This is a genomic window from Mesorhizobium sp. Z1-4 (genome assembly GCF_004000235.1).
Lineage (GTDB): Bacteria > Pseudomonadota > Alphaproteobacteria > Rhizobiales > Rhizobiaceae > RCIO01.
In genome coordinates this window covers 966,881-989,538 of the sequence record NZ_RCIO01000001.1, presented here as the reverse complement: position 1 = coordinate 989,538, position 22,658 = coordinate 966,881, and the positions used below count along the sequence as shown (strand labels likewise).

26 protein-coding genes are annotated in these 22,658 nt (G+C 64.0%); 16 read left to right on the top strand and 10 right to left on the bottom strand.

Annotation, left to right across the window (positions count from 1 at the left end; genetic code table 11):
* Positions 1 to 40: 40 nt before the first annotated feature.
* On the bottom strand, positions 41 to 496 hold the full coding sequence (locus EP165_RS04730) for a hypothetical protein (RefSeq protein ID WP_127520376.1): 456 nt from the start codon (positions 494 to 496) through the stop codon (positions 41 to 43).
* A 225-nt stretch (positions 497 to 721) separates the two neighbouring features.
* Between EP165_RS04730 and EP165_RS04725 the strand changes: the two genes are divergently transcribed.
* On the top strand, positions 722 to 1,105 hold the full coding sequence (locus EP165_RS04725; RefSeq protein ID WP_127520375.1) for a hypothetical protein: 384 nt from the start codon (positions 722 to 724) through the stop codon (positions 1,103 to 1,105).
* A gap of 16 nt (positions 1,106 to 1,121) precedes the next feature.
* On the opposite strand, the gene EP165_RS04720 is transcribed toward EP165_RS04725, so the two are convergent.
* From EP165_RS04720 to EP165_RS04705, 4 genes are all read right to left on the bottom strand, one after another.
* On the bottom strand, positions 1,122 to 2,717 hold the full coding sequence (locus tag EP165_RS04720) for a peptide chain release factor 3 (RefSeq protein WP_127520374.1): 1,596 nt from the start codon (positions 2,715 to 2,717) through the stop codon (positions 1,122 to 1,124).
* Between the two features lie 87 nt (positions 2,718 to 2,804).
* The gene (locus EP165_RS04715; protein ID WP_127520373.1) at positions 2,805 to 3,572 is read right to left on the bottom strand and encodes a M15 family metallopeptidase domain-containing protein; all 768 of its coding nucleotides are present in this window, start codon (positions 3,570 to 3,572) and stop codon (positions 2,805 to 2,807) included.
* 86 nt (positions 3,573 to 3,658) lie between these two features.
* Positions 3,659 to 4,453, bottom strand: coding sequence for a class II glutamine amidotransferase (locus EP165_RS04710; RefSeq protein WP_127520372.1), 795 nt, complete (start codon positions 4,451 to 4,453; stop codon positions 3,659 to 3,661).
* A gap of 11 nt (positions 4,454 to 4,464) precedes the next feature.
* Entirely contained in the window at positions 4,465 to 4,680 is a 216-nt protein-coding gene (locus EP165_RS04705) for a DUF6356 family protein (protein ID WP_127520371.1), read from the bottom strand.
* 102 nt (positions 4,681 to 4,782) lie between these two features.
* Between EP165_RS04705 and EP165_RS04700 the strand changes: the two genes are divergently transcribed.
* Positions 4,783 to 5,253 (top strand): Lrp/AsnC family transcriptional regulator, encoded by a 471-nt coding sequence (locus EP165_RS04700; RefSeq protein ID WP_127520370.1) that lies wholly within the window; start codon positions 4,783 to 4,785, stop codon positions 5,251 to 5,253.
* Here EP165_RS04700 and EP165_RS04695 read toward each other — a convergent pair whose 3' ends face one another.
* Complete coding sequence (locus EP165_RS04695) at positions 5,254 to 6,354, bottom strand: DNA alkylation repair protein (protein ID WP_127520369.1); 1,101 nt, start codon at positions 6,352 to 6,354, stop codon at positions 5,254 to 5,256.
* Between the two features lie 154 nt (positions 6,355 to 6,508).
* On the opposite strand from EP165_RS04695, the gene dut reads away from it, so the two are divergent.
* Both dut and EP165_RS04685 read left to right on the top strand, forming a co-directional pair.
* On the top strand, positions 6,509 to 6,979 hold the full coding sequence (gene dut, locus EP165_RS04690) for a dUTP diphosphatase (RefSeq protein WP_127520368.1): 471 nt from the start codon (positions 6,509 to 6,511) through the stop codon (positions 6,977 to 6,979).
* Between the two features lie 100 nt (positions 6,980 to 7,079).
* Positions 7,080 to 7,871 (top strand): isocitrate lyase/PEP mutase family protein, encoded by a 792-nt coding sequence (locus EP165_RS04685; RefSeq protein ID WP_127520367.1) that lies wholly within the window; start codon positions 7,080 to 7,082, stop codon positions 7,869 to 7,871.
* Positions 7,872 to 7,934: 63 nt separating this feature from the next.
* Here EP165_RS04685 and EP165_RS04680 read toward each other — a convergent pair whose 3' ends face one another.
* The gene (locus EP165_RS04680; protein ID WP_127520366.1) at positions 7,935 to 8,795 is read right to left on the bottom strand and encodes an META domain-containing protein; all 861 of its coding nucleotides are present in this window, start codon (positions 8,793 to 8,795) and stop codon (positions 7,935 to 7,937) included.
* Between the two features lie 138 nt (positions 8,796 to 8,933).
* Between EP165_RS04680 and EP165_RS04675 the strand changes: the two genes are divergently transcribed.
* The 8 genes from EP165_RS04675 (at position 8,934) to EP165_RS04640 (ending at position 18,567) form a co-directional block, all read left to right on the top strand.
* Positions 8,934 to 9,938, top strand: a complete 1,005-nt coding sequence (locus EP165_RS04675) for a proline racemase family protein (protein WP_127520365.1) — start codon at positions 8,934 to 8,936, stop codon at positions 9,936 to 9,938.
* Positions 9,939 to 10,048: 110 nt separating this feature from the next.
* On the top strand, positions 10,049 to 11,017 hold the full coding sequence (cysK, locus tag EP165_RS04670) for a cysteine synthase A (RefSeq protein ID WP_127520364.1): 969 nt from the start codon (positions 10,049 to 10,051) through the stop codon (positions 11,015 to 11,017).
* Positions 11,014 to 11,658, top strand: a complete 645-nt coding sequence (locus EP165_RS04665; RefSeq protein WP_164742956.1) for an MOSC domain-containing protein — start codon at positions 11,014 to 11,016, stop codon at positions 11,656 to 11,658. The genes cysK and EP165_RS04665 overlap by 4 nt, the downstream gene beginning before the upstream one ends.
* Positions 11,659 to 11,734: 76 nt before the next feature.
* Positions 11,735 to 13,522, top strand: a complete 1,788-nt coding sequence (locus EP165_RS04660; RefSeq protein ID WP_127520362.1) for a sensor histidine kinase — start codon at positions 11,735 to 11,737, stop codon at positions 13,520 to 13,522.
* Positions 13,519 to 14,865, top strand: a complete 1,347-nt coding sequence (locus EP165_RS04655; RefSeq protein WP_127520361.1) for a sigma-54-dependent transcriptional regulator — start codon at positions 13,519 to 13,521, stop codon at positions 14,863 to 14,865. The genes EP165_RS04660 and EP165_RS04655 overlap by 4 nt, the downstream gene beginning before the upstream one ends.
* A gap of 192 nt (positions 14,866 to 15,057) precedes the next feature.
* Positions 15,058 to 16,014 carry a TAXI family TRAP transporter solute-binding subunit gene (locus tag EP165_RS04650; protein ID WP_127520360.1) on the top strand — a complete coding sequence of 319 codons (957 nt, stop codon included), beginning with the start codon at positions 15,058 to 15,060 and terminating at the stop codon, positions 16,012 to 16,014.
* A gap of 73 nt (positions 16,015 to 16,087) precedes the next feature.
* Positions 16,088 to 18,196, top strand: coding sequence for a TRAP transporter permease (locus EP165_RS04645; protein WP_127520359.1), 2,109 nt, complete (start codon positions 16,088 to 16,090; stop codon positions 18,194 to 18,196).
* 2 nt (positions 18,197 to 18,198) lie between these two features.
* Positions 18,199 to 18,567 carry a DUF1850 domain-containing protein gene (locus tag EP165_RS04640; protein ID WP_127520358.1) on the top strand — a complete coding sequence of 123 codons (369 nt, stop codon included), beginning with the start codon at positions 18,199 to 18,201 and terminating at the stop codon, positions 18,565 to 18,567.
* 4 nt (positions 18,568 to 18,571) lie between these two features.
* Here EP165_RS04640 and EP165_RS20370 read toward each other — a convergent pair whose 3' ends face one another.
* Both EP165_RS20370 and EP165_RS04635 read right to left on the bottom strand, forming a co-directional pair.
* Entirely contained in the window at positions 18,572 to 18,727 is a 156-nt protein-coding gene (locus tag EP165_RS20370; protein WP_164742955.1) for a hypothetical protein, read from the bottom strand.
* Between the two features lie 192 nt (positions 18,728 to 18,919).
* Positions 18,920 to 19,600 carry an ArsR/SmtB family transcription factor gene (locus EP165_RS04635; RefSeq protein WP_127520357.1) on the bottom strand — a complete coding sequence of 227 codons (681 nt, stop codon included), beginning with the start codon at positions 19,598 to 19,600 and terminating at the stop codon, positions 18,920 to 18,922.
* A 96-nt stretch (positions 19,601 to 19,696) separates the two neighbouring features.
* Between EP165_RS04635 and EP165_RS04630 the strand changes: the two genes are divergently transcribed.
* Both EP165_RS04630 and EP165_RS04625 read left to right on the top strand, forming a co-directional pair.
* A complete protein-coding gene (locus EP165_RS04630; RefSeq protein WP_127520356.1) occupies positions 19,697 to 19,915 on the top strand; it encodes a DUF1127 domain-containing protein in 219 nt (72 codons plus the stop codon).
* 72 nt (positions 19,916 to 19,987) lie between these two features.
* Positions 19,988 to 20,317: an NIPSNAP family protein gene (locus tag EP165_RS04625; protein WP_127520355.1), complete on the top strand. Its 330-nt coding sequence runs from the start codon at positions 19,988 to 19,990 to the stop codon at positions 20,315 to 20,317.
* Here EP165_RS04625 and mbfA read toward each other — a convergent pair.
* A complete protein-coding gene (gene mbfA / locus EP165_RS04620; RefSeq protein WP_127520354.1) occupies positions 20,314 to 21,297 on the bottom strand; it encodes an iron exporter MbfA in 984 nt (327 codons plus the stop codon). The two genes, EP165_RS04625 and mbfA, sit on opposite strands and share 4 nt — an antisense overlap.
* Positions 21,298 to 21,450: 153 nt before the next feature.
* Between mbfA and EP165_RS04615 the strand changes: the two genes are divergently transcribed.
* Positions 21,451 to 22,314 (top strand): YiiX/YebB-like N1pC/P60 family cysteine hydrolase, encoded by an 864-nt coding sequence (locus EP165_RS04615; protein WP_127520353.1) that lies wholly within the window; start codon positions 21,451 to 21,453, stop codon positions 22,312 to 22,314.
* Positions 22,315 to 22,336: 22 nt separating this feature from the next.
* Complete coding sequence (locus EP165_RS04610; protein ID WP_127520352.1) at positions 22,337 to 22,651, top strand: Kazal-type serine protease inhibitor family protein; 315 nt, start codon at positions 22,337 to 22,339, stop codon at positions 22,649 to 22,651.
* The last annotated feature ends 7 nt before the right edge of the window (positions 22,652 to 22,658 follow it).

The following is a 22,658-nucleotide window of genomic DNA, read 5'->3' as shown; positions in this document are numbered from 1 at the left end:
GGATGGGTTAGGCCGGCCCGGCCTGCGGGACCGGCCGCTCTCACCAGTATCTGCCCGTCGCGGCGATCGCGATTGTGGCAAGCCCCAGCAGCGTGTTGATACCCACCGTCACCCGTATGCGGTTGAGATGGACGGCTGCTGTCGCGAAATCGCCGGCGTCGACAGCTGTGCGAAAGCGCTTCCAGGGCGCTGCCACCAGATGCAGAAAGATGAGCATCATCAGGATGCCTATGCCCATCATCAGGTGAACAGACATCGGCAGCGTGGCGAAACCGCCATAGGCGGCAAACACCAGCCAGAAGCCGGTGACCAGCAAGAGGATGATTGCAAAACCCACCTTGGGCAGGAAGCTTGCGAATACGCTCCGCCACAGCGGCAGCCTCTGCGCCGGCTCCTGCGCCGCCGCCGCGGGCCGCAGGATCCAATAGGCAAAGACCATGCCGCCCACCCAGAAGGTGGCCGACAGAACATGCAGTGCAAGCAGCGTTACGATCATTGTCGACCTCCAAGCCGGTGTGCGCCGGGCTGAAGGATGGGCCACGCGTGCGGCCTGGACAACCCCTGCGATCGCGATTGAAATTCGCCCGGGCCGGACGTAGCGTGAAGCGCCGGCCGACCATCCGACTGAAGCCGGTAAGCGCGGCGAGCGCCTCGAACCGCCGGCATGTAGTGCCCTGGGGAGGGCGGCAGCCTGCGGTGTCGGTCTTCAACGGGGAAGCCAATGCCATTCATAGCCACCTTGTATTTCCGCACCGCCATTCTTCTGCTGATCGTGGGGATCGGCGTCGGCATTCACATGTCGATGGCCGGCGATCACAGCCCGATGGGCGCACATGCCCATCTCAACCTTCTCGGCTGGGTCACCGGGGCGCTGTTCGGCGTCTATTATGCGCTGCATCCCGGCAAGGCGTCGGGCCGCCTGCCGATGCTGCAATACGCAATCCACATGATCGGCCTGGTGATCATGATTCCGGCGCTCTACCTCATGCTCAAGGGCAATGCGTCGCTCGAGCCCTTTGTCGCCGTCGGATCGCTGGTCGTATTCGCCGGCGTCATCCTGTTCGGCTGGATCGTGTTCACCGGCGACGACAGGTCAACCGCCTGAGATGTGGCGGAGCGGCTCAGGCCGCCCTTGCTTCGCCTGCCGCCTGGTAGTCCTTAACAGCGTCAAAGCGCACATCCTTCCAGCGTTCGGCCTCGTAATTGAGGCCGAATGCGTGCGGCGCCATGAATACCGGGTCGCCGTCGAGATCGCGTGCCATGTCGCCCTTGTGCGCGTTGATGAAGCGCTCAAGCTCGGCCTTCTCCGCGCTGATCCAGCGGCAAACCGTGAACCGCGCCGCTTCGAAATCGACCGGCAGCTGATATTCGGCTTCGAGCCGCATCTTGAGCACGTCGAGCTGCAGCGCGCCGACCACGCCGACCATTGCCGGTGAGCCGTCTTCGGGCAGGAACAGCTGCACCACGCCTTCCTCGGCCATTTGCTGCAGCGCTTCTTTGAGCTTCTTCGCCTTCATTGCATCGCCAAGCCGCACGCGGCGCAATATTTCGGGCGCGAAATTGGGCACGCCGCGGAAATTGAGTTCCTCGCCTTCCGTCAGCGTGTCGCCGATCCGCAGCGTGCCGTGGTTGGGAATGCCCACCACGTCGCCGGCATAGGCCTCATCGGCGGTCACCCGGCTTTTGGCGAAAAAGAACTGCGGCGCCGACAGGCTCATCTGTTTGCCGGTGCGCGTCAGTTTTGCCTTCATGCCGCGCTCCAGTTTGCCCGAACACACCCGTACGAAGGCAATGCGGTCGCGGTGGTTGGGGTCCATATTGGCCTGAATTTTGAACACGAAGGAGGTCATCTTGTCCTCGCTCGCTTCAACGCGGCGACGGTCGGCGTCTTGCGCGCGCGGCTGCGGGGCCCATGCGCCCAGCGCCTCGATCAGGTCGCGGACACCGTAATTGCGCAAGGCCGAGCCGAAGAAGACCGGCGTCAGATGGCCCTCGCGAAACGCTTCGAGGTCGAAAGGACGGCAGGCTTCCCGCGCCAGCTCCATCTCTTCGGTAAGCGCATCGCGCTCATGTTCGGGCAACAGCCCGGCGACTTGCTCCGATTGCGGGCCGTTGACCTGCGTCCAGTTTTCGTCGCCATCGCCATGCCGCACCGCGTTGTTTGCGAGATGATAGGTTCCGCCAAAACTCTTGCCGCGGCCGATCGGCCAGGTCACCGGCGCGGTGTCGAGCGCCAGCTTCTGCTCGATCTCGTCGAGAATTTCGAACGGGTCGCGCGTCTCGCGGTCCATCTTGTTGACGAAGGTGACGATCGGGATGTCGCGCAGCCTGCACACTTCGAACAGCTTCAGCGTGCGCGGCTCGATGCCCTTGGCAGCGTCGATCACCATCACCGCGCTGTCGACCGCCGTCAGCGTGCGGTAGGTATCGTCGGCAAAGTCCTCGTGGCCCGGCGTATCGAGCAGGTTGAAGACATGGTCGCCGAATTCGAAGGTCATCACCGAGGTTACGACCGAGATGCCGCGCTCGCGCTCGATCTTCATCCAGTCGGAGCGGGTCTGGATTTTGTCGCGCTTGGCTTTCACTTCGCCGGCAAGCTGGATCGCGCCGCCGAAGAGAAGCAGCTTCTCCGTCAGCGTCGTCTTGCCCGCGTCCGGGTGCGAAATGATCGCGAATGTTCGGCGGCGCGCAACCGCCTGTTCCAGTTTCTCGGCCATGTCAGGAATTCCGTTCGTTGCGCGGGCTTATAACGGTGCCGGGCCATTGTGTCGAACCGAATTTATGGCTTTGCCGGCGCGCCTGCATCATTCGGCGAGCGCCGGATCATATTCGTAGTGCCATGGTTCGTAAGGCTTTTCCAAAGGGCCGGAGAAAGGCACACCGGACCCCATGACAGCCAGGTTCAGCTTGTCCGCCCAGCCGCCCCCGTCCCATTCCGTTTCGATGATATGCGTGTTGGCGCCAACGAAGATCGCCCCGTCTTTCGATATCTGGAAGTCGAACGCATGGCCTTGGCCGTGCAGCGACATTCCGGGCGCGGCGAGATAGACCGTAGACGACGGCCGCCATCCGCTCAGAAACGCCTGCGCCTCGGGTAACGACCCATTCTCGTTTTCACCGCGCCAGGTGCTGAAGTCCGTTTCCAGTTCAGCGGCGGCAACCTCGACCGACTCGTTGCGGTTCCACTTGTCGATCTGCTCGTCGAGGCTGCGAATATGCCGGTTCACATAAAGCGAATAGCCCGGGTTCTGTTGCTCGAAGGTCTTGATGACGGCATCAACGGCGGCCATCGCCGTGTCATGCGCCTTCGTGAGTTCGTATTCCGCGATTTCGGCGTCGGTCCAGCTCCATCGCGCGTCGAGCGAACGCACACTGCGCAGATAGGTGCGCATCGCCAGCAGTTGATGGCCGATGCTGCTCATCTGATCGAGTGCCGACTGCACCTTTTCGGGCAGTGTTGCCTTGAGGGCGTCGAGTGAGGGATCGGCCCGTGCTGTTCCCGGCACAAGCAGCCATGCCGCCATCAGCGCGGCGATGCCGCTTGGCGTTATCCGGGTTTCGCCTGCATCCAATGGTCGAGCTGTTCCCTGGTTTGCTCGACCATAACACAATCCTGCACGGCGGTGCCTCGCAATGCGGCTTACGGCAGGCTGGTATTTCAGACGGCGATGGCCAGCGCGTCGGCGGCAGGGGCAAACGGACGGATTTGCGCGCCGGACGCATCCACCTTCACGAAGCTTCCGGCAGGCACCGGCTGCCATGCTGCGCCGTCGCTATCGAGTGGTTCGGAAACCAGCGAGTGGCCATGCGCGCCGGTCGACAGATAGAGCGTCGGCGCAAAGCGGTCGCTTGCGTAGCGCACGGCATAAAGCGACTGGCCGTCGGAGAAAGCTGCGGTGAGCCGCACGAAGGGTTCGACGCCGGCATCGCGCGCGGCTTCGCTCACGCGGTTCACGGCACGTTGCGTCGCGCCATGCGGGTCGCGGTCGAGCCCTTCGGCCAGCATGATCAGGAACAGCAGTTCTGAGTCGGTCGAACCGTGACGTTCGGCATAAAGATGGTCGGGCAAGCTGCTTTCCAGCCGCCGGCGGATCTGTTCGAAGCCACCGATCTGGCCGTTATGCATGAAGCTCCAATTGCCGCTCACGAAAGGATGGCAGTTGTCGCGGCTGGTCGCCCCGGTTGTCGAAGCCCGTACATGCGCCAGGAAAAGGTGCGAGCGCACCTGATGGCACACATGCCGCAAATTCGGGTCCGACCACGCCGGCAAAATATCGCGGTAGAGGCCGGGCTCGGCGCGCTCGCCATACCAGGCAACGCCGAAGCCGTCGCCATTGGTGGCGGTCTTCGCCTCCTGCGCGCAATGGCTCTGCGCAACCAGCGAGTGGCACGGCGCGGAAACGATGTCTTCCAGAAAAATGGCCCCGCCCCGATAGGCGGCCCAGCGGCACATATGCGATTGACCTAGCGGCCGCGATTATGGGTGCGTTCGTAGAGGCCGCGCACGATCTGGCTCGCAGTCTTTTCGAACATGAAGGGCAGAATCGCGTGCACGAGCGCTGCGCCGGCTGCCAGCAGGAGGCGCGACGAAAACCAGGCCGCGAAGGCCATATGTTCGAAATAGCTTTCGTCGACGCTGGCCGGATGTTCGGTGAAAAGCCGGGCAATGCGTGTGGTCATGGCGCGTTCCTCCTAGGATGTCCGGAACAATGACACTGATTGTGGACAAGGTTGTCCCAATTTGTCCTTGAACGGCAGTCTTTGTTGGGACATCATCCCGCGATGAGTGCTGAACTGGATTCCACGGACCGCCGGCTGCTTGCCGAGCTCCAGCGCGATACCACGCTGACGGTCGATCAGTTGTCGGAGCGGCTGGGCCTGTCGCGCAACGCCTGCTGGCGGCGCATGAAACTGCTGGAGGAGCGGGGCGTCATCACCGGCAGGGTGGCGCTGGTCGATGCCGAGAAGGTCGGGCTTGGGCTTTCGGTGTTCGTTATCATCCGCACGTCGCATCACGATCCCGACTGGCTGCGCAAGTTTCGCGAGGCGGTGGTATCCTTTCCCGAAATCACCGGCGTCTACCGCATGTCCGGCGATCTGGACTATGTGCTGCGCGCCCGCGTTGCCGATGTGAAGGCCTATGACCGGCTTTACCAGCGCCTCATCGCCCGGGTTCCGCTGAGCGACGTTTCCGCTTCCTTCGTGATGGAGGAAATCAAGGAAACCACTGTCGTGCCGGTGGAGATACGCTGATCAAACAACCAGCTCGAACTCGCCTTCCGCCACGGTCTTGCCGTTTGCCATCAGTTCGACCCGGTGCATGCCGGGATAGTGTTTGCGGGTCGTGAAATCCCGCATCGCGCGTTTGATCGAAAGCGGCTGATGCCCGCCTGCCGGCAGTTCGAACTGCTTCAGCTTGAACACCTTGCGCGACGTGCCGCCATTGGCCTTCATATAATGCACCGCGTAGTCCACCACGATCTGCTGTGCCTTGTTTGAAGCGGAAACGATATCGGCGCTGATGATCACATGTCCGCCGAGCTTCACTGTCTGCGGTGCCACTGAGAAACCCTCTACGCGCACCTTCGCTTCGCCACCGGCACCAATCAGCGCCAGCGCGCGCGGCTCGCCCTGTTTGATCAGCGTGCGCAGCGCATGTTTGATAATCCACTTCGTGTTGGCATCGTCCTGCGGCCAGGCCTCAAGCCGGTCGAGCAGCCAGCCGGGATGGTCCTTGGCGATGTCGTTCAAATGGTTGGCCACCGACTTGCGCACATAAAGGCTGCTGTCCGCCTTGAGTGCATCGAGGATCGGCCAGGTGAGCTCCGGATCGGCGATCACCTGCTTGAGTTGCGGCGACCAGGGCAGGCGCGGGCGGCAGCCCTCACTGGCCAGCCGCCGTACATGGTCATTCTCGTCTTTCGTCCAGCTCAGCATAACTGCGAGCGCGCGCTGGAGGTCGTCTTCCAGATACGGCCTGATAGCAGCCTCGGATGTACCGAACGGCGTGAAGAAGCGCAGCGCGTCCAGCGAGCGCTCGAAATCGTGCCGGCCGTAGATCGCGACATATTCCGGCAGAACCAGCGAAGCAAAGCTGTGTCCGATGCGTGGCGCGAGTTTATAGAACGCCTCCAGCGCCTGCGGGTAGTCGACCGGATAAGCTGCCCGCAGCGCCGCCGCGCCTTGCCGCATGCGCTGCATGATGCCGAGCGCTTCGAGGTCCTTCGTCGCCTCGGCCTCGTAGAGTTCGGCGTCGAAATCAGGCGCCACCGCCTTGGCCTGCGCGGCGATATGTTCGAACCGTTCGCGGTTGAAGATTTCCTTCAGCGCCGGCGCAGCTGCCTGTTCTGTCATTGCGGTTCTCCTCGTCGCGGCAGCATCTAGCCGCCCTCTACTGACAGCATAATGTCAGCAAGGTACACACCGCTCGCCAGCCGCTGAGCCCAATTCTTCTGGATAGACGCGCCACGAGATTGACCGGGGCCCCTGCGCGACTACGGTCGGCAACATGCACATCGTCGATTCGTCGCCAGTCATCTCGGTCGTGCGCCTGCCGCATGGCGAAGGGCTCGCCCTGCCGTCTTACGAGACGGACGGTGCGGCGGGCATGGATTTGCGCGCCGCCGTTGCCGACGATCATCCGCTCATCCTTGTCGCAGGCCGCCGCGCACTGGTGCCCACCGGGCTGACCATGCAGATCCCCGAAGGCTACGAAGGTCAGGTGCGCCCGCGTTCCGGTCTCGCGTTGAAGCACGGCGTGACATGCCTCAATACGCCGGGCACAATCGACAGCGACTATCGCGGCGAGGTGAAGGTGCTGCTCGCCAACCTTTCGGACGAGGATTTCGAAATCGCACGCGGCATGCGCATTGCCCAACTCGTGGTGGCGCCCGTTACCCGGGTGCGCGTTCTCGAAACGCAGGCGCTGGGCGACACCGCCCGCGGTGCCGGCGGTTTCGGTTCGACAGGAACGGGCTGAGCCTCCCGTTCTGTCGGCAGGCCATCCTGGACCATCCGACTTTTCTTGAACCCGCCACCGCGCAGGCTATCCTTCGGCAGCTTCGCGATGGGAGGTTCCGTTGGACATAGGCGCCGCATTCCGCAATCTGCATGAAAACACCTTCATCATCCCCAACCCATGGGATGTCGGGACGGCAAAATTGCTCGCCCATCTCGGGTTCAAGGCGTTGGCCACCACCAGCGCCGGCTTTGCGTTTTCGCGCGGCCTGCCCGATGGCGGCGTGCCGTTCGACATGACGATCGCGCATTGCAAGGAGATCGTATCCGCCACCGAGCTGCCGGTATCGGCCGATCTTGAGCATGGCAAGGGCGATAGCGCCGACAGCGCCGCCGAAACGATCTTCGCCGCCGAGAAGGCGGGCCTCGCCGGCTGTTCGATCGAGGATTCCACCGGCGACCTTGCCAAGCCGATCTATGAATTCGGTCACGCGGTCGAACGCGTGGCCGCCGCCGCCGAAGCTGCGCGCTCGCTCTCGCGCGATTTCGTCTTCACTGCCCGCGCTGAGAATTTCCTCTGGGGCGTGCGCGACCTGGACGACACGATCCGCCGCCTTCAGGCCTTCGAGAAGGCCGGTGCTGATGTGCTCTACGCCCCTGCCTTGCCGGATGTGGAAACCGTGCGCACGGTCTGCGCGTCCGTTTCGAAGCCGGTCAACGTCCTGGTCAGGCCGGGCTTCACGGCTGACGCGCTGCGCGATGCGGGCGCAAAGCGGCTGTCGCTCGGCTCCAAGCTCACAACCGCGGCATTCGGCGCAGTCCGCAAGGCCGCGCGCGAAATGCTGGACGGCGGCAGTTTCGAATTCAGCAGGGACGAGATGCCCTTCGCCGAACTCCAGAAGCTGTTTTCCTAGCCACGCCATGAAATAAGCCCGGATCCGCTGGCGCGGGCCCGGGCTCCGGTCAGGCGGTGGCACCTAGCGCTTGCGCAACACCAGGATGGTTTCTCCGCTGGCGTTCTTCAGCATCAGGTCAGGGCCGCTTTTGGTTATCTGGGTCGCGGCCGGCAGTGCTGCGGTAAACGAGCGCTCGATGCTCATCACCGCCTGATCGGGGCACAGCATTTTTGTCTGAATGGGCGAGCTGGCCTGCCAGCTGCCGCCGCTCTGGGCAATCGATGCGGTGATCCGGTTGCAACCGACATTGGCGCTCATGCTGCCACCGGCTGCGATGTCGATGCGTGTTCCGTCGGAGAGCGCATCGCTCAGCGTGGTCAGATGGCCGCTCTGGATAGCCGCCACTTTCAGAATGCGCCACGAACCGCGAACGGCATTGGAGACCGCGGCGCGGCCGCCGCTGTTCCCCTGCACAGCGCGTGCGGGAACAATGTCGAAAATCTCCCAGGCTCGCGGCTTGCCGTCCGAAACCGCCGCCAGCAGCGAACCCTGTCCCACACCGGCGCGTACAAGTTTACCGTTCTGCTCGGATTTCAGCGCGTGCGCCATGCCGCCGAGCGAAATGAGCCGGAATGTCTCCCAACCGCGAATATGCGGGCTGCCGCCCGCCAGAAACGTACCGCTGCCAACGCCGGCCCGCACGAAGGACGAGTCGCTGACCACGCGAAATGCAACCTTGTCGCCGTCGAGGCGCACCATGTCGAGTTTCAGTGCCTGCCCGGAACTTGCCGCTGTGGCGGCCAGCATTCCGTTTGTGCGCGAGACATATTTACCGGAATGGTTCGAACGCAGAAAAACCTCCTCCGCACTGGCGGAAAGCCCGGCGGTGGAAACGAATGCAGCTGCGGCAACGGCCAGCAGGCCGGCTATCTTCTTGAACATGATGTACCCCCTTTTCGGTTCTTCATAACGAATGACCGGCTTCTATTGGAGTCGGCGCGCTGAACTCCTATTGAAGGGCTGGTTCACCGGCTGTTCATGAAGGCATGCTGGCGGCGGAGACGGCGCGGAGAGGGGTGGATGACAGGAAATATCTCGGTAGTCGACATGCACACCGGCGGCGAGCCCGTGCGCATCGTCACCGGCGGTTATCCCGAAATCCCGGCCGGCCCGATCCTGCAAAAGCGTGCCTGGGTCCGCGACAATGCCGACCATCTGCGCCGCATGCTGATGTTCGAACCGCGCGGCCATGCCGACATGTATGGCGCGCTGCTGGTCGAACCCGAATTGCCCGGCGCCGATCTCGCCGTGCTCTTTATGCACAATGAGGGCTACTCCACCATGTGCGGTCACGCCGTCATCGCGCTCGGCCGCTATGCGGTGGACAATGGGTTTGTCGCGGCAGCCGAACCGCAGGCAGAAGTCGGCATCGAATGCCCCTGCGGCCTGGTCCGTGCCCGGGTCGCGGTTGCGGGTGGCAAGGCCCACGCCGTTTCCTTCGAAAGCGTTCCGGCCTTCCTCCATACCCGCGATGGCTCGGTGGAATTGCCGGGCTTTGGCCGCATCGTCTTCGACATCGCCTATGGCGGGGCGTTCTACGCGCTGGCCGATGCCGCCCAGTTCGGCCTCGAATTCGGGCGTCATCGCACGCGGGACTTTCAGGACGCGGCGACCGCGCTCACCGAGGCGGTGAAGGCTGCCTTCCCGCTCGATCATCCCGACGATGCCGATCTGGCGTTCCTCTACGGTTCCATCCTCACGGATGGCGGCAGCGGCGCCGGCGGCGTGCCGACCCGCAACGTCTGCGTCTTTGCCGATGCCCAGATCGACCGGTCGCCGACCGGCTCCGGCGTCACGGCGCGTCTTGCGGCCATGCACGCGCGCGACGAGGTCAAGCCGGGCGAAGAACGCCTGTTCGAAAGCATTGCCGGATCGCACTTCACCGGCGCTGTCGAAACGCTGACCCGCACCGGCCCATACCCTGCGGTCACCGTCCGGGTGGCCGGCAACGCGCACTACACGGGCACAGCGGATTTCACGCTGGAGAAAGACGACGAACTCGGCCGCGGGTTTCTGTTGCGCTGAGTGGCCATCCGCCGCGCAGCCGATGCCGGGGAAAGCGCGATTATCGGAATGCCATGCCTTGGCAGCCGGTCGGTGCGCAGGCAATCATGGTGCAAAGCTGGAGTGACCACATGAGCGACAACAAACCCGGCCGCGGCCGCATCTACGATTCCATAACGCAGACGATCGGCGACACGCCGCTGGTGCGCGTCGACAAGTTCGCCGCCGAAAAGGGCGTTGGCGCCCGGCTCGCTGCCAAGCTCGAATTCTTCAACCCGATTGCCAGCGTCAAGGACCGTATCGGCGTTGCGATGATCGAGGCGCTGGAAGCGGCTGGCCGCATCGCGCCCGGCCGCACCGTTCTGGTCGAGCCGACCTCCGGTAACACCGGCATCGCGCTCGCCTTCGCCGCCGCCGCCAAGGGCTACCGGCTGATCCTCACCATGCCGGAAACCATGTCGCTCGAGCGCCGCAAGATGCTGGCGCTGCTGGGCGCCGAGCTGGAACTCACCGAAGGCGCGAAGGGCATGCGCGGCGCGATCACCCGCGCCGAGGAGCTGCAGGCTTCGATGCCGGACGCCATCATTCCGCAGCAGTTCGAAAACCCGGCCAATCCCGAGATCCACCGCCGCACGACGGCCGAGGAAATCTGGAACGATACTGACGGCGCGGTCGATATCGTAGTCTCCGGCATTGGCACAGGCGGCACGATCACCGGCGTCGGTCAGGTGCTGAAGAAGCGCAAGCCCGGCCTGCAGATGGTCGCTGTCGAACCCAAGGATTCGCCGGTGCTCTCCGGTGGCAACCCCGGCCCGCACAAGATACAGGGCATCGGCGCAGGCTTCGTTCCGCCCGTGCTCGACACCGAAATCTTCGACGAGGTGGTCACCGTCTCGAACGATGACGCGGTGGCGAATGCGCGCCTGCTGGCCCGCATCGAGGGCATCCCGGTCGGCATCTCGTCTGGCGCGGCACTTCAGGCTGCGGCCGTGGTCGGCTCACGGCCGGAAAACGCCGGCAAGCTGATCGTTGTGGTCATCCCCTCCTTTGCCGAGCGATATCTCTCCACCGTCCTTTTCGACGGGCTGGGCAGTTCGTGAACCGGGCGCCGCGCGAGGTTGCCGTCGAGGCGGTCTCGACCGGCAAGCCGGCACCGATCGCCACCAAGTCTGGCTTTTCCGGCATCGACAAACGTCCGCGCCAGGGCGCCGTGGCGGTTCATTGGCTTGGCCTTGAAGGTGACCAGATAGTCGACACCGAAAATCACGGCGGGCTCGATCAGGCAGTCTATTGCTACTGCAGGCAGGATTACGAATGGTGGACGGCGGAGCTCGGCCTGGAGCTTGCCGCCGGACGATTTGGCGAAAACCTCACTCTGAGCGGCATCACCACCGCCGATATCGCGGTGGGTGATCGGTTGACAGGTGGCGGCCTTGTTCTGGAGGTCACCTCGCCGCGTATCCCCTGCGCTACCTTCGCCGCTCATATGGATGACAGCCAGTTTGTCTCGAAGTTCTTCCGCGCCAACCGCACCGGCTTCTATTGCAGGGTCATAAATGAGGGTGCCGTCGCCGTGGGCGACGAGCTTGGTTTCTCTCCTTTCGATGGCGAGCCGGTGCCGATCACCGAGCTTGTCGAGCGTTACGGCTACCGCAGGCTCGACGCTGCCACGCTCGCCCGCTTCCGGGCCGCACCTCTGCACGGCGAGACGGCGGCTTTCCTCGCCGAACACTACCGCTGACAACCCGTCACACCGGGCGTGAATTGTCTTTCGTCCGAGCCGGCGTAAGAATACCGCCAGGCTGGAAGGGAGGACGATGATCGGTCACCGGCTGGGCAATCGCGGTCTGATACTGGCTTTCGTCACGCTCGTGACGGCTGCGGCGGCCATCGCTGCGTGGTTTGCGGCTGTGGAAGCCGGCAGTCGTGCAGCCGAAACCGCGCTCGACGACGAATTGCAGGTCATCGCCAGTTCGCTCGAGAGCGAGATCGAGCGCTTTCGCTATTTGCCGGCGGTGATCGGCCGCGATGGCCGCGTCGTCGCGGCGCTTGTCAGCGATGACAACGCCGCCGCCGCCAATCGCTACCTGGAAGAAGTGCGCACCGACAGCGGCGCCGACGAGCTCTATGTCATGACCCCGGACGGGCTGACGGTGGCGGCCAGCAACCATGCCGAACCGACCAGTTTCGTCGGCAGGAATTACCGCTTCCGACCCTATTTCCAGGATGCGGTCGAGCGCGGCGAGGGCCGTTTCTACGCTGTCGGCGTCACCACCGGACGCCCGGGGTATTTCCTGTCTTCCGCAATCCGCCTCGATGGCCGCTTGGTCGGCGTCGCAGTGGTCAAGATCGGCATGGAGCGCATCGAGACCGCCTGGCGCAACTCCTCGATCTTCGCTGCGCTGGCTGATGCCGACGGCGTCGTTTTCCTGTCCGGGCACGAGCCGTGGAAATACCGCCCGCTGCATGCGCTGGAGGACACCGCGCTCAACGACATCGCCCGCACGCGAAAATATGATGGCGTCGAACTCGCCACCGCCGAGCCGATATTCGGGCCCGGCACCGGCCTGCCGCGCGACACCGTGATCGACGGCTCGGACCAGAACCATCTGCTGCGCTCCGCCCGCATCGAACCGGAGAACTGGCGGCTGATCGGCGCGCGCAGCATGGCCTCGATCTACAGCAATGCGCTGCTTCTCGCCGGCATCACGGCGCTGGTCGGCATGCTGGCCTGCTCGGTCGGCTTCTATCTGCATCAGCGCCGTTTGCTGATCCGCACCAAACTCGACGAGCATGACCGGCTGGAACGGCGCGTCATTGAACGCACCGCCGAGCTTAACCGCGAAATCGACGAGCGCCGCCACGCGGAAGAAGAGCTGCGCGCTGCGCAGGACACGCTCATCCAGACGGCAAAGCTCGCCGCGCTCGGCCGCATGTCGGCGGCAATCGTGCATGAGGTCAGCCAGCCGCTGTCGGCGCTCGAAAACACGCTTGCCACGGCGGGCGTTCTGGCCGGCCGGGGCGATGCCACGGCCGCCGGTGCCAAGATGTCCGCTGCTCGCGATCTGGCGGGCCGCATTCAGCGCACGGTCAAGCATCTGCGCGCCTTCGCCCGCAAGGAGCCAGGCACCCGCGAGCCGGTATCGCTGGAGCGCAGCATTCAGGCGGCGGTGGAGCTCACCCGCCACCGCGCCGAGCAGGAGGGCGTGGCGCTCGAAGTCGTTGCCGCGCCGCCGGCGACCGTGATGGCCAATGCGGTGCGGATCGAGCAGGTCGTACTCAATCTCATTGTGAACGCGCTCGACGCGGTCGCCGATGTCGAAAACCCGGCAGTGACGATCTCGGTGGAACAGGGCGGCGGCAATGTCGCCATCCGCGTTGCCGACAACGGCCCTGGCATTCCCGCCGATCTGGTCGGCCGCATTGCGGAGCCGTTTTTCACCACCAAGCAAACGGGAGAGGGGCTTGGCCTCGGCCTCTCGATTTCGCGCGCCATCATCGGTGAATTCGGCGGCTCGCTTACCTTCGCCCCGGGCGAAAAGGGCGGTTCGGTCTTCACCGTATCGCTGCCGGTTGCTGCACCCATGCGGGAAGCGGCCGAATGAGCCGCGGCGCCGTCCTCTTTGTCGATGACGAGAAGGAGCTGCGGGAATCGGCGGCGGAATACCTGTCGCTGATGGGCTTCGTGGCCACCGTCGCACAGGGCGGCGCGGAAGCGCTGTCGCTTCTCGACGATCAGCTTTTCGATGTGCTCGTCACCGACGTCCGCATGCCTGGCATGGACGGTTTCGAGCTTCTCGATGCGGTGCGCGTGCGCGATGCCCGCATGCCGGTCGTGCTTCTGACCGGCCATGGTGATGTCGCGCTGTCGGTCGATGCCATGCGCCGCGGTGCGCATGATTTTCTCGAAAAGCCCTACAATGCCGAGCATCTGGTCGCGGTGCTCGACCGGGCCGTTGCCGAGCGCCGCATATCCGGCGAACTGGAGCGATTGAGGAGCGGCGCCGGCGGTGATCTCGATCTGAGGCTGGTCGGCGGAACGCAGGCCATGTCCGCGCTGCGCAGCAAAATCCGTCAGCTCGCCGACATCGATGTCGACGTACTCATCGAAGGCGAAACCGGCACCGGCAAGGAGGTGGTCGCCCGCGCGCTGCACGATTTCGGCAAGCGTCAGGGCCGGCCATTCGTCGCGATAAACTGCGCCGCCATCCCTGAGACCGTTTTCGAGAGCGAGATTTTCGGGCACGAGCGCGGCGCCTTCACCGGCGCCATCCAGAAACGCATCGGCCGCATCGAGTTCGCGCGCGGGGGTACGGTGCTGCTCGACGAGATCGAATCCATGCCGCTCGCGCTTCAGGCCAAGCTGCTGCGCGTCATTCAGGAGCGCGCCGTTGAGCCTGTAGGTTCCAACAAGCTGTCGCCCGTCGACGTGCGGTTTGTGGCCGCCACCAAGGCCGATCTGAAGGCCGAAAGCGAGGCGGGTCGCTTCCGCTCCGATCTCTATTTCCGGCTCGCCACCGTATCGCTGCAGATACCGCCGCTGCGCGCACGCGCCGCCGACATTCAGCTTCTCTTCCGCCATTTCTGTGCCGCTGCTGCCGAGCGCCATTCGGTAGCGCTCCAGCCTGCGGCACCCGCACTCCTTGACGCGCTGCGTGCCCTGCGCTGGCCGGGCAATGTGCGCGAGTTGAAGGCCGCCGCCGAGCGGCATGTGCTCGGCCTGTTCGCGATGCCTGAGCTCGTGGCCCAGAGCGCGGGAGAGGACGATGCGCCGCTGCCGGAGCGCGTGGCGGCCTTCGAGGCCGAACTCATCCGTCAGGCGCTCGACGCCCATGACGGCAATGCGATGGCAGCGAGCGAGGCGCTGGGCATTCCCCGCCGTACGCTCAACGAGAAGATGGTGCGTTATCGGCTGCGCCGCGACGAAGACCTCGATGCCGCCGGTTGAGTGTTCGGCAATTTCTTGCCGGGCCAGGCACTTCATTTGGCAAATTTCCGCCATGCTCGCCCTTCGTAGCCTCTTTAAGTCATTGAATCTCAAAGTATTGCCTCAGCGCGGAGTCTGGCACGCCGCGTGCTACTATGAATCCGGCTTGCCGGTCGCACCCGCGACGGCAGGGAGGAAACCAGGGAGGTTTTTATGAAATCCGCAGCCATGAAACTGCTTACCGCGAGCGCCGTCGCGCTCACGCTCGGCGCATCCACTTTCGCCGCCAAGTCGCAGGAGTTCATCAACGTTCTGACCGGCGGCACGTCCGGTGTCTATTATCCGCTCGGCGTTGCGCTGGCTGACATCTACGGCAAGACCATTGAGGGCGTGCAGACGCAGGTTCAATCCACCAAGGCATCGGTCGAGAACCTCAACCTTTTGCAGCAGGGCCGTGGCGAGATCGCCTTCGCGCTCGGCGATTCCGTCAAGTCCGCCTGGGAAGGCGACGCTGAAGCGGGCTTCCCGGCCAAGCTCGAAAAGCTGCGCGGCATTGCCGCCATCTACCCGAACTACATCCAGATCGTCGCCAGCCAGGAATCCGGCATCAAGAATTTCGAGGATCTGAAAGGCAAGGGTCTCTCGGTCGGCGCGCCGAAATCCGGCACCGAGCTCAATGCCCGCCGCATCTTCGGCGCCATGGGCATGAGCTATGACGATCTCGGCCAGACCGAATATCTGCCCTTCGGCGAGTCGGTCGAACTGATCAAGAACCGCCAGCTTGACGCCACGCTGCAGTCGGCCGGTCTCGGCGTGTCTTCGATCAAGGATCTCGCGACCTCTCTGCCGATCACCATGGTCGCGGTGCCCTCATCCGTCGCCGAAACGCTGGGCGCTCCCTTCCTCGCCGCCACCATTCCCGCCGGCACTTATGAGGGTCAGGGCGAAGATGTTCCCACGCTTGCCATCACCAATATTCTGGTCACCCACTCCGACGTGTCGGACGAGGTCGCTTACCAGATGACCAAGCAGCTCTTCGAGAACCTCGATTCGATGGTCGCCGCGCACGCTGCCGCCAAGGCGATTTCGCTCGACAAGGGTCCGATGGGCGTTCCGGTTCCGCTTCATCCCGGCGCCGAGCGCTATTATAAGGAAAAGGGCCTGATGTAAGGTCCAGCCGCGGGCCGGGCGTCACGCCCGGCCCGTTTTCCATCCGGCGCGGGGAAACCGGGGGAGCTTCCTTGTGAGCAACACCACCGACGAAGCGGCAAGCGCCGCTATTCACGATCCAACGCATGGCAGCTTTCCGCTGTCGCGCGAGGGCAAGGTCCTGTTCTGGATCGCCTTCGTTTTTTCGCTTTATCAGATCGGCACGGCCGCGCATGTCATCAACCTGCCGAGCCAGATCGTCCGTGCCTTCCATGTCGGCTTCCTGATGCTGCTCGCATTTCCGCTGGTGGCGGCGATGCAGCACAGGCCGCTTCCGCTGCGCGCGCTCGCATGGGGGCTGGCGCTGGCGGGCATGGCGGTCGCGACCTACCAGTACGTCGAATACGAGCCGCTCATCCTGCGTGCCGGTTTCCCGACCGACCTCGATATCTTCTTCGGCGTCGTGGCGCTGATCACCGTCTTTGCCGCTGCCTGGATGATCATGGGCCCGGCGTTGCCTATCATCTCCGGCCTGTTCCTCGCCTATTGCCTGTTCGGCCAGTATCTGCCGCGTCCGTTCAACCACCGCGGTTACGCCTTCGAGCAGGTCATCGACCACATGGCCTACGGCACCGAGGGTATCTACGGCATCCCGACCTACGTCTCGGCGACCTATATCTTCCTGTTCATCCTGTTCGGCGCCTTCCTCGAACGCGCCGGCATGATCAAGCTTTTCACCGATGTCTCGCTGGGTCTGGTTGGCCATGCCAAGGGCGGCCCGGCCAAGGTCTCGGTCATTTCGTCCGGCCTGATGGGCACCATCTCCGGTTCCGGCGTCGCCAATGTCGTGACGACCGGCCAGTTCACCATTCCGCTGATGAAGCGCTTCGGCTACCGCGCCGCCTTTGCCGGCGGCGTGGAATCCACCTCTTCCATGGGCGGCCAGATCATGCCGCCGGTCATGGGCGCGGTCGCCTTCATCATGGCCGAGACGCTGGGCATCGAATATTACGAGGTGGTCAAGGCGGCCGTCATCCCGGCCATACTCTATTTCGCCTCCGCCTTCTGGATGGTGCATCTGGAAGCCGGCAAACGCGGCCTGCTCGGCCTGCCGAAGGAGGAGCTTCCCTCCGCCCTCAGAGCAGTTCGCAACGGCTGGTATCTTGTGCTGCCGCTGGCGGCCCTCGTTTATCTGCTGTTTTCCGGCTACACGCCGCTTTTCGCCGGCACCATCGGCCTGTCCTTCACCGTGCTGCTGATCCTCGGCGGTTCGGTGGCGCTCGGACTGCCGGGCCAGGTGCTGCGGGTCGTCTTCTGGATAGGCCTCGGGCTGGTCGCGGCGAGCTTCTTTCAGTTCGGCATCAATGTCGTGCTGGCCGCGGCAGCTGCGCTTATCGCCGCCAACATCTTCGTCGACGGCGGGCGTCAGACGCTCGCTGTCTGCCGGGATTCGCTCGCCGAGGGCGCCAAGACCGCGCTCCCCGTCGGCGTCGCTTGCGCGGTCGTCGGCATCATCATCGGCACGATGACGCTGACCGGCCTTGCCAACACCTTCGGCCAATACATCGTCTCGGTCGGTGAGAACTCGCTCTTCCTGTCGCTTGTGCTGACCATGATCACCTGCCTGATCCTCGGCATGGGCATCCCGACAATCCCCAACTACATCATCACCTCCACGATCGCCGGCCCCGCCCTGCTCGAACTCGGCGTGCCGCTGATCGTGTCGCATATGTTCGTGTTCTATTTCGGCATCCTCGCCGACCTGACGCCGCCGGTGGCGCTTGCATGTTTCGCCGCAGCACCCATTGCGCGCGAAAGCGGGCTGAAGATTTCGTTCGAAGCGATCAAGATCGCCGCCGCTGGTTTCGTCATTCCCTTCATGGCCGTCTACACGCCGGCCTTGATGCTTCAGGATGGCGGCCCGCTTGCGGAGACGATCGGTTATTTGCCGGCGGTCGCCTACATCATCTTCAAGGCGGCACTTTCGATCGGCCTGTGGGGTGTTGCCGTCATCGGCTTCTTGCGTACGCGCATGGCCGTCTGGGAGCGGCTTCTGGCCGCTGCGGCGGCGTTTACGCTGGTGGCGGCCCTGCCGCTCACCGACGAGATCGGCTTTGCGCTCGCCGCTTTGGTGCTGGGCCAGCACTGGTGGCGCACGCGCGGCGCGCAGCCCGCATCGGCCGCCGGGCCGATCGGCGACTAGCCATGCCGCTCTGCGTCATCGAAGGCGCGATCACGGCAACGATTGCCGCCACGGCCTTCACGCTGTCCTGGACCCATTCGGTCGAAAAAACCGAGTGGCGCGAACACTGGGTGCTGGAGCAGCACCGGCTGCGCGTTGTGGAGGCGCGGGTGCGCGGCTCTGGCGCCGGCATGGAGCCGCCCGAGGGTTCGGTGCTGCAGGATGGCTGGTGGGTTTATCGCCCGGCGATCCCGCCGCAGGAAAAGCTGGTGCTGGCCCGCTCGGGCGCAACCGGTGGCGGCTGGCAGCTTTGCGTTGAGGAAGATTGCCGTGAGATCGGCGGTACGTCTGCCGGCAGCCCGGTGGTGATCCGGGCGTGCGGCGGCGAGTGATCGCTTACTGGAAGCTCGGCTCGTGCGAAATCGCAGCCGTGCCGCGCTTGGCGCATGCCGGTCCCGGTCCGCGCATGTAGTGGCGTTCCGGCCTGTAGCTCGGCGCCACGAATTCCCGCATAGCGCAGGCATAACGCGCCATGATGCTTATGACTGACATTGTCCCGACCCCTGTCGCTCGGATGTCCCTTCCGAATTGCGGACGATCCTACGCGAGACTCATGAATACTGCGTGAATCGCCCGCGCCTTTAGGAGCCGAATCTGTTCCGAAACTGGACGTATCTGAGGCTTTTTGGCGGCATTTGATCCGCCGCGCCCGAAGCCGTTCTGCTGTGGCCGAATTGCCACCATTCAGGCGCGGATCAGCCGCTCGAATTCCGCCCGCCCCTTTGGCGTGAAACGCACCACCCGGCTGCCGGCTTCGCGGCGCGCCCAGTTGAGCGCGAACATATGTTCAAGTGTGGCCGCGCCCAGTGAGCCGGCGAGATGCGACCGGCGCACGCTCCAGTCGAGGCAGGCGCGGCAAAGCGGCCGCCGCTTGTTTTCCAGTTGTGCGACGTCGACACCGAAATCGGCGAACCACGCACGCCCGTTCGGCGTCAGCGCCGCTTCTTGCCCGGAGGCTTTGAGAAGCCGCTTCTGCGTCAGATGATCGAAAAGCGCGACACCCTTGTCGCCGGCCAGATGGTCGTAGCAGATGCGCGCCTCGCGCATGGCGCTGTCGCGCGGGCCGGGCCGCACCCGCCTGGGACCGACCGAGGCCGCCACGCCGGATATCGCTTCCAGCATCGCTGCGACCTCGCTTCCGGCGAGCGCGTAATATCTGTGACGCCCCTGGCTGGCGACCGTCACCAGGCCTCCCTCGGAAAGCTTGGCCAGATGCGAACTTGCCGTCGGCAGGCCGACCCCGCCTTCCAGCGCCAGTTCGCTGGCCGTAAGTGCCGCGCCGCTCATCAGCGCTGACAACATGTTGGCGCGGGCGGGGTCGCCGACCAGCGATGCAATCCGCGAGAGGTCCGGTCCGTCCTTCATCGTTTCGTTCTCGTTTCTACGCTCACCATTCGATCATAATCAAAGTATCACTGCAGAACAATCGTTATGGTCGGGCCAATCGAGAAGGAGATGTCTATGACCGTTTCGACCCCTGTTCGACTGTCCTCGCCGCCTCGGCCTGTTCTGGGTTTCGGCGGCAGGTTGCGGTTGGTGCCGCTGAAGACATTTGCCCGCTGGTACGACCGCTATCTGCAGCGCCGCGTGCTGGCCGAACTCGACAGCCGCATGCTGGAAGATATCGGCGTCACGTCGCAGGAAGCCAGGCACGAGATCAGCAAGCCCTTCTGGTGCTGAACGCCGATCATAACGCTCACCGGCAACGCTCTATTTCGATCCCGGTCAAACTGTTCTTGTCAGGAGCCGCTCATGCCCATCACATGTTTCATCCGCTACGAGATCGACCCTTTCAAACGCGACGAATTCGTCCAGTACGCCCGAAACTGGGGCCAGGCTATCCCGCGCTGCGGGGCCGACCTGATTGGCTATTTCGCGCCGCATGAGGGCTCGGCCACAACGGCTTACGGTGTCTACAACATCGAAAATCTGGCCGCCTATGAGGCTTACCGCGCGCGCCTCGCCGCCGATCCGCTTGGCCGCGAAAATTATGAGTTTGCCCGGGCGAAGCGGTTCATTCTCAAGGAAGATCGCATATTCCTGCGGCTCGCTTCCGCGCCGCATGGCGACGCTGCTGCCTAGGCATTGCCAATCAGAATACCGGCCGCAAGCACCAGGCCGCCGCCCAGAACCACCTGGAATGCGGCGCGCATGAACGGTGTTTCCATGAAGCGGTTCTGTATGTAGGCGATCGCCCATAGCTCGACGAAAACGATGGCAATGGCCGTCACCGTCGCGGTCGTGAAATGCGGAATGAGATAGGGCAGGGCGTGGCCGAGACCGCCGATTGTGGTCATGATGCCCGAGGCCAGTCCGCGCTTCACCGGCGAACCGCGCCCGGAGAGCTTGCCGTCGTCATGTGCGGCCTCGGTAAAGCCCATCGAGATGCCGGCGCCGACCGAGGCGGATAGGCCGACGAGGAACGTCTGCCAGGTATCTCCGGTGGCAAAGGCGGCCGCGAAGATCGGCGCAAGTGTCGACACCGAGCCGTCCATCAGGCCGGCCAGCCCCGGCTGCACATAGGTCAGGATGAACTGCCGGCGTTCCGTGCGGTCTTCCTCTTCGCGTGCGTCGTCCGGCAGGTGCTTTTCGCCCAGCCGCTGCGCCAGCGAGACATGGTTGCTTTCTGCGGCCGCCAGATCGCCCAGAAGCTTGCGTGTCGCCGCGTCGGTGGCGCGCTTCGCCGCCTCGACATAAAAGCGGCCGGCCTGCAGTTCCATTTCTTCCGCCTGCAGCCGCACCTTTTCCACCCCGAGCGGCTTCACCAGCCAGTCGGGCTTGCGCTCGTAATAGCCGCGAACATGTTCGCGCCTGATCAGCGGGATGCGCTCGCCGAAGCGCTTGCGATGCAGCTCTATCAGAGCCGCGCGGTGCTCATCCTCCTCGTCGGCCATTGCGTCGAAGACCTTCGCCGACTGCGGAAAATCGTCGCGCAAACCGTCCGCATAGGCACGGTAGATGCGCCCGTCATCCTCTTCGGAGGAAATTGCCAGCGCCAGAATTTCCTGCTCGGAAAGCGAATCGAAGGAGCGGCGGCCAAAACCGAAAACACGCGAAAGCATCGGAACCTCTTTAGAATTGTTCCAATGTAATGCCAGCGGCGCCGGTTGCAACAACTACCTGCCGCTCATATGTCCCTTGAGCCACTCGCTTTGCTTGCCGGGCCTTCACCCGGAAACCCGTCGCAGGCATAGTCCGGCCGCAGGAGGATATGCATGAGTTCCGGTAGCGACACATTGCTCGACCGGCTGGGCCGCTGGGTAGCGGGCCGGCTGCAGAGCGAATCCTCCGGCTACCAGCCCTACACGCCGTCAGATCCGGAAACGCTCCATCGCACCTTGCGCTCCGGCGACATTCTCCTCGTCGAGGGCAACCAGCGGGTGTCGGCGGCAATCAAATATCTCACCCAGTCCACCTGGTCCCACGCGGCACTTTATGTCGGCGATGAATTGCCCGAACCCGACGACGGATCGGAACGTCCGCGCCTCATCGAGGTTATTCTGGGTGACGGCTGCGTCGCCGTGCCGCTGTCGAAATACCGCACCTACAACACCCGCATCTGCCGCCCCAGCGGCCTCACGCCGGACGACCGCAAGAAGGTGGTCGACTTCATGGTCGGCAAACTCGGCACGCGCTACGACATGAAGAACATCTTCGACATGTTGCGTTATTTCCTGCCGACACCGCCTGTGCCCGTCCGCTGGCGCCGCCGTATGCTCGCTTTCGGCTCGGGCGACCCGACGCGCGCCATCTGTTCCTCCCTGATCGCACAGGCATATGCCGGCATTCGGTATCCGATACTGCCCGAGATCACCCGCGCGCCTGGCCGCGCCTCCGCGCAGTCGGCCTATTCGCGCCGTGAAATCATGCACATTCGTCACCACTCGCTGTACACGCCGCGCGACTTCGACCTGTCGCCATTCTTCGAGATTGTGAAACCTACGCTTGCTTACGGTTTCGACTACAAATCGCTGGTGTGGGCTGACCCGTCGAGGGGTGATACCGAGCCCGCCGCTCAGGCCGCGGCTGCCGGTGCCGAAAATCAGGGAGAGACCGTGCCTGACCCCGGCAAGGGATAGGTCCACGTTTGGGAGAGCAACCATGAGGAAGTTTGCAGCCGTGATCGGGATCGCAGCGCTGATGTGGTCGCCGCTTCTGCACGCCGATGGAGATCAGCAATGCGGCGGTATTGCCGGGCTCGCATGTCCGGACGCCGGCGAATATTGCGACTATGCGCCTGAAGCAATGTGCGGCGCTGCAGACCGCATGGGCACGTGCCGGGCGAAGCCGGAGTTCTGCACCCGGGAGTACGATCCCGTTTGCGGCTGCGACGGCGAAACCTATTCAAACGCCTGCGCGGCGGCCTCGCAGGGCGTGAGCATCGCCAGCGAAGGCGAATGCAAACAAGAGGGCTGAGTCGGCG

What these genes read in the sequence shown, in the direction of transcription:
- EP165_RS04730 (WP_127520376.1), bottom strand. Translation starts at nt 496, where the DNA reads ATGATCGTAACGCTGCTTGCACTGCATGTTCTGTCGGCCACCTTCTGG.
- EP165_RS04725 (WP_127520375.1), top strand. Translation starts at nt 722, where the DNA reads ATGCCATTCATAGCCACCTTGTATTTCCGCACCGCCATTCTTCTGCTG.
- EP165_RS04720 (WP_127520374.1), bottom strand. Translation starts at nt 2,717, where the DNA reads ATGGCCGAGAAACTGGAACAGGCGGTTGCGCGCCGCCGAACATTCGCG.
- EP165_RS04710 (WP_127520372.1), bottom strand. Translation starts at nt 4,453, where the DNA reads ATGTGCCGCTGGGCCGCCTATCGGGGCGGGGCCATTTTTCTGGAAGAC.
- EP165_RS04705 (WP_127520371.1), bottom strand. Translation starts at nt 4,680, where the DNA reads ATGACCACACGCATTGCCCGGCTTTTCACCGAACATCCGGCCAGCGTC.
- EP165_RS04700 (WP_127520370.1), top strand. Translation starts at nt 4,783, where the DNA reads ATGAGTGCTGAACTGGATTCCACGGACCGCCGGCTGCTTGCCGAGCTC.
- EP165_RS04695 (WP_127520369.1), bottom strand. Translation starts at nt 6,354, where the DNA reads ATGACAGAACAGGCAGCTGCGCCGGCGCTGAAGGAAATCTTCAACCGC.
- dut (WP_127520368.1), top strand. Translation starts at nt 6,509, where the DNA reads ATGCACATCGTCGATTCGTCGCCAGTCATCTCGGTCGTGCGCCTGCCG.
- EP165_RS04680 (WP_127520366.1), bottom strand. Translation starts at nt 8,795, where the DNA reads ATGTTCAAGAAGATAGCCGGCCTGCTGGCCGTTGCCGCAGCTGCATTC.
- EP165_RS04675 (WP_127520365.1), top strand. Translation starts at nt 8,934, where the DNA reads ATGACAGGAAATATCTCGGTAGTCGACATGCACACCGGCGGCGAGCCC.
- cysK (WP_127520364.1), top strand. Translation starts at nt 10,049, where the DNA reads ATGAGCGACAACAAACCCGGCCGCGGCCGCATCTACGATTCCATAACG.
- EP165_RS04660 (WP_127520362.1), top strand. Translation starts at nt 11,735, where the DNA reads ATGATCGGTCACCGGCTGGGCAATCGCGGTCTGATACTGGCTTTCGTC.
- EP165_RS04655 (WP_127520361.1), top strand. Translation starts at nt 13,519, where the DNA reads ATGAGCCGCGGCGCCGTCCTCTTTGTCGATGACGAGAAGGAGCTGCGG.
- EP165_RS04650 (WP_127520360.1), top strand. Translation starts at nt 15,058, where the DNA reads ATGAAATCCGCAGCCATGAAACTGCTTACCGCGAGCGCCGTCGCGCTC.
- EP165_RS04640 (WP_127520358.1), top strand. Translation starts at nt 18,199, where the DNA reads ATGCCGCTCTGCGTCATCGAAGGCGCGATCACGGCAACGATTGCCGCC.
- EP165_RS20370 (WP_164742955.1), bottom strand. Translation starts at nt 18,727, where the DNA reads ATGTCAGTCATAAGCATCATGGCGCGTTATGCCTGCGCTATGCGGGAA.
- EP165_RS04635 (WP_127520357.1), bottom strand. Translation starts at nt 19,600, where the DNA reads ATGAAGGACGGACCGGACCTCTCGCGGATTGCATCGCTGGTCGGCGAC.
- EP165_RS04630 (WP_127520356.1), top strand. Translation starts at nt 19,697, where the DNA reads ATGACCGTTTCGACCCCTGTTCGACTGTCCTCGCCGCCTCGGCCTGTT.
- EP165_RS04625 (WP_127520355.1), top strand. Translation starts at nt 19,988, where the DNA reads ATGCCCATCACATGTTTCATCCGCTACGAGATCGACCCTTTCAAACGC.
- mbfA (WP_127520354.1), bottom strand. Translation starts at nt 21,297, where the DNA reads ATGCTTTCGCGTGTTTTCGGTTTTGGCCGCCGCTCCTTCGATTCGCTT.
- EP165_RS04615 (WP_127520353.1), top strand. Translation starts at nt 21,451, where the DNA reads ATGAGTTCCGGTAGCGACACATTGCTCGACCGGCTGGGCCGCTGGGTA.
- EP165_RS04610 (WP_127520352.1), top strand. Translation starts at nt 22,337, where the DNA reads ATGAGGAAGTTTGCAGCCGTGATCGGGATCGCAGCGCTGATGTGGTCG.